At 56.7% G+C, this 3,998-nt stretch carries 4 protein-coding genes; all 4 read left to right on the forward strand.

The annotated features are described in order from the left end of the window. The coding region (locus AQ1_RS11510; RefSeq protein WP_042087440.1) for a lipid A-modifier LpxR family protein at positions 1 to 222 on the forward strand (222 nt) is incomplete at its 5' end. A 52-nt stretch (positions 223 to 274) separates the two neighbouring features. After that, positions 275 to 3,142 carry an intermembrane phospholipid transport protein YdbH family protein gene (locus AQ1_RS11515; RefSeq protein WP_150007315.1) on the forward strand — a complete coding sequence of 956 codons (2,868 nt, stop codon included), beginning with the start codon at positions 275 to 277 and terminating at the stop codon, positions 3,140 to 3,142. Between the two features lie 18 nt (positions 3,143 to 3,160). Next, positions 3,161 to 3,451: a YnbE family lipoprotein gene (locus AQ1_RS15530; RefSeq protein WP_052371239.1), complete on the forward strand. Its 291-nt coding sequence runs from the start codon at positions 3,161 to 3,163 to the stop codon at positions 3,449 to 3,451. Next, positions 3,448 to 3,798, forward strand: a complete 351-nt coding sequence (locus tag AQ1_RS11525) for a YdbL family probable chaperone protein (RefSeq protein WP_042087442.1) — start codon at positions 3,448 to 3,450, stop codon at positions 3,796 to 3,798. The genes AQ1_RS15530 and AQ1_RS11525 overlap by 4 nt, the downstream gene beginning before the upstream one ends. Positions 3,799 to 3,998: the final 200 nt, after the last annotated feature.

Here is a 3,998-nt window from a genome sequence, read left to right on the forward strand (position 1 = left end):
GAAACCCGGGCGGTGGCGCGCAATCTGTTTTTGGATGGCGGGATTTTTGATCAAAGCCAAAGCGTTGCCAAAAAAACCTTTGTGCGGGAATTCAGCGCCGGGCTTGTCTTGAGCTTTGATCGCTTTGCCCTCACCTATAGCTATATCGAGCGATCCCGGGAATTCGAGCTGCAACGCACATCGCAGGTTTTTGGCTCGATCAATCTCTCTATTGCCTTTTGATGGGTGCTGGGCTTGTTCTGCACGAAACCCTTTGGCGGATGGATCATAAGCGGTGACAGCGTGGCGCACAGGATGGCTAAGGCGAACGGTCTGGCTCGGGGGTGGCTTGATCGTGCTTTTGGCCCTGTTTTATGCCCTTGCCCCGTTTTTCCTGACGATGGGGCTTGAACGCCTGTTGAAAAATGCCGGATTCGCGCAGCCACAGGTGCATGATCTTTCCATCAAGGCAGGCTGGACAGTGGCCATCGGGCGCCTATCTTTGGGCGCTGAAAAGGATCTGGTGCTTCATCAGATCACGGCCCAAAGTTCGCCCCGGGCGCTTATCAAGGGGCGCCTTCAATCTCTGGAGATCGGCAGCCTTTCCGCACGGATCATGGTTGATCAGGCCGCCCTTCTAGAAGGCCAAACGGTCAGGATTTTATCCTGCGCCGGGGTTGTTTTCCCGCAAAATCGGGAGTCGGCAGGCTTGTCCCTGCCTTTTGATCGGCTGCAACTCAACCGCGCTGATTTCGTGTTCAAAAATGCCGGGAAAGAGGCTCCGTTACAAGGCCCCCTGATCATGGGGCTGGATCGCCTGCGCATCGCCCTTGATGATGATCCGGCCAATGAGAATGGGAATGAACCCCAGACAAAGATCAGCAGCGCGATCAGCCTGCGCCATGATTTTGGGCAGATGACAGGCACGGTCGAGGCGGCATTGTCAAAAGCCGGGGCGCCCCTTTATGCCCGCCTCCTTTTGCAGGAGGGCGCTTTGATCTGGCCGCAAATGGCGAAAGCCAGCCCCGAGCAGAGCCCTGAAGCCAGACTTGAGGCCAAAATTGAGGGGACATTAGAGGCGGATTGGCAAACAGGTGCACTGATGGCCGATCTCAGGGCCCGTGCCCCCGATCACAGCCTGCATCTGAAGGCCCGCGCCGATCTGGTCAGTTTGGCCAGCACCGGGCGGATCGAAGCGGAAAGCCGCGATCCGGGGGCTCTTTATCCCGCCATTTCCAGCCGCACCGAAACCCGTCTTGGGGCCGATTATGCCTTAGAATGGGCGGCGGGTGGCCCGCTTTTAACGCTTGATCCCCTGGAAATTCATCTGGGCTCTTTGGTCATTTCGGATATGGCTTTGATCGAAGGCCGCATGGCGCCCGGCCAGTTCAAGGGCACGGCCCGGATCGATGCTCGCGCGGGGTTATCCGTCAAAGATCGACCGAGCCTGTTCGTTGAAGGCGCAGTTCAAAGCGGCTTTTCGGGGCGGATCGCTAACGCCGATATCATGGGCCTCGATGTTGCTATGCCTGCCTTCAGCCTGGAGGCCAGCCCCCAAAAGATTTCAATCGCGCCAAATCAATGCGTGGATATAAGCCTTGATAGCCTTGAGGTCGTGGACTTTATGGCCAGCGGCTTGCCCTCACTCTGCCTTCATGCAGCCGAACCGAATACCCCATCCGATCAGCCATCTCCGCCTTTTCTGGCCTATGATCTTGCAACAAAGCGGATCGATCTGGCGATGGCGATCAGGTCAATCCCGTTTGCCATCGCGATAAAGGATGGCACCCAAAGCTGGCCGCTTTCGGGGCAGAGTCCGCAAGTTTTGGTTCATGCACACAGCCTGCCCGATGCAGGGATCACAGCGAAGATCAAGGCGGAAGGCGGGCGATTGAACTGGCCCGATCCGGCGCTGATTTTTGCGGACATCGCGAGCGGGATAGAGATGGAAAAAGGCCAAATCCAGAGTTTGAATTTTGAGATTGGCACCCTAAAAAGCGCCACTGATCCGCAAATGCTGGCTCCTTTGCGGATCGAGGGCCAATCGGTCTGGGATATGGCAGGCATCGATTTCAAGGCCTGGGCGTCTGATCCAATGGGGGTTTTTGTGCTGGAAATGGATGGGCGCGCAGAAAAACGCGGCGATGGTCAGGCAACGCTTTTGCTCTATCCCGTCACCTTCATGCCTGATATTGCCGAGCCGGGGGATTTGCTCCCCCTTTTAGGGGATAGGCTGCAAAATTTTGTGGGTACATTAGGTTTTGATGGGGCCCTTTCATGGGCAGCCCCTGTTACAGCAAAGGGGGTGGATGCCAGTGATCCTTTCTTGTCGCGCCTTCAGATGGGGGGGCTTTTAACCCTTGATGAGATTGGTTTTGAACGCGATGCGCTCAGCCTTTCGGGGCTATCGTCACAGATCAGGATCGATCGGATTTGGCCCCTTAAAACCGCAGCGGACCAATCTCTTGCGATCAAAAGCCTTAATGCCGGGTTTCCCCTTCTAAATGGTCATGCGGTTTTTGATCTGAGCGATGCTGATCGCCTTTCGGTTGATGCGGCGCGGTTCGATCTGGCAGGCGGGAGCATCCGGGTGGAACCGTTCATCGTGGATTTAACCGCGATTGAAGATACTCATCTGGTCTTGCTGGTGGAAGATGCGAAACTGGCCCAAATCTTTCAGGCGGGGGGCGTTGATGGGCTGACGGGGGATGGGCTTTTGACCGGTCGCCTGCCTTTGCAGTACAAGGATGGAACAGTGCAGATCACGGATGGTTTTTTAAAGGCCTCGGAAAATGGGGTGATGCACTATGCGCCCAATGATCTGCCGGATTTTTTGCGCGGCGATGATCTGCGGTCGCAAATGTTGCGTCAGGCTTTGCGGAATTTTCACTATGATCATCTCAATCTGGGGATCAATGGGGATTTGGCTGGCCAGCAAAGCCTGAATTTAGAAGCCCGGGGGGCAAATCCCGATTTTCTTGATGGCCATCCCATCGAACTGAATTTCAATCTCCAAGGGGCTTTGATGAGCGCCATCGATAGCGCTATGGGGGCAGGGCGGGCCTCCAATCTTGAAAATCTTTATCGGCAATCGCAGATGCCGCCACCCCCCATGCCGCTTGATGATGTGCAGAAAAATCCCCAAAAATCGGGGCCACAATGAAGGTGAAGGGACATAATCATGAATGAGATGCGCCATAAGGGGGGCCGGTTGGGGGCAAGGCTGGGCCTTATGCTCGGTTTTGGCCTGCTCGCGGCGGGCTGTTCGCCCACCGTTAAGCTGCAGGCGCCGTCTGAGCCGATCCGCTTTGATGTCAATATCAATATCACCGAGCAAAAGCGGCTCGAGATCGATCAGGAACTTCTCGATCTCATTCGTCGCAATCCCGCGCTTTTTGGTCTGAGCGCCGATGATCTGGATCGCGCAGTGCCCAAGGCCCCGGACTCATTGCCTCAAGGGAGCAACAAATGATGCGCATGATGAAGATTGTTTTCTCGGTTCTGATCCTTCTGGTCATGGTACCGCAGTTTCACACTGAGGCGCAGGCGCAAGCCGGATTGGCGGAAGCGAAGGCGCGCGGTGCATTGGGCGAGCGGCCCGATGGTCTTGTGGGGATTGTCGAGGCTTCGGCCTCAGCGGATATCACGGCTTTGGCGCAAAGGGTGAATGCCCAGCGGATGGAAGAATATCGCAAGATTGCTGAAGAAACCTCGGCGCCTTTGCAGGCCGTTCAGGCGCGGGCGGGGCGGCAGATCATTCAGGCTTTGCCTTCGGGGCAGTATTTCATGGATGCCGCCGGGCGCTGGCGGCAGAAATAGATCAGCAGGGGGCTTTCTTTTGTCCTCTCGGCCCCCTCTTTGTTTGCTTCCGCTTCGCCCGGCGCGGCGCGTGATCGAACCGTTGGTGTTGGCGCCGGTACTCGCATGAAGCGTGCTCAAGGCTGGGGCAGCTAGTCTGTGGCCCTTGACCAGATGGACCCCGGCCCCTCTTTGTTTGCTTCCGCTCCGCCCGGCGCGGA

The organism is Iodidimonas nitroreducens (assembly GCA_000710935.1).
GTDB classification, from domain to species: Bacteria; Pseudomonadota; Alphaproteobacteria; order Sphingomonadales; family Rhodothalassiaceae; genus Iodidimonas; species Iodidimonas nitroreducens.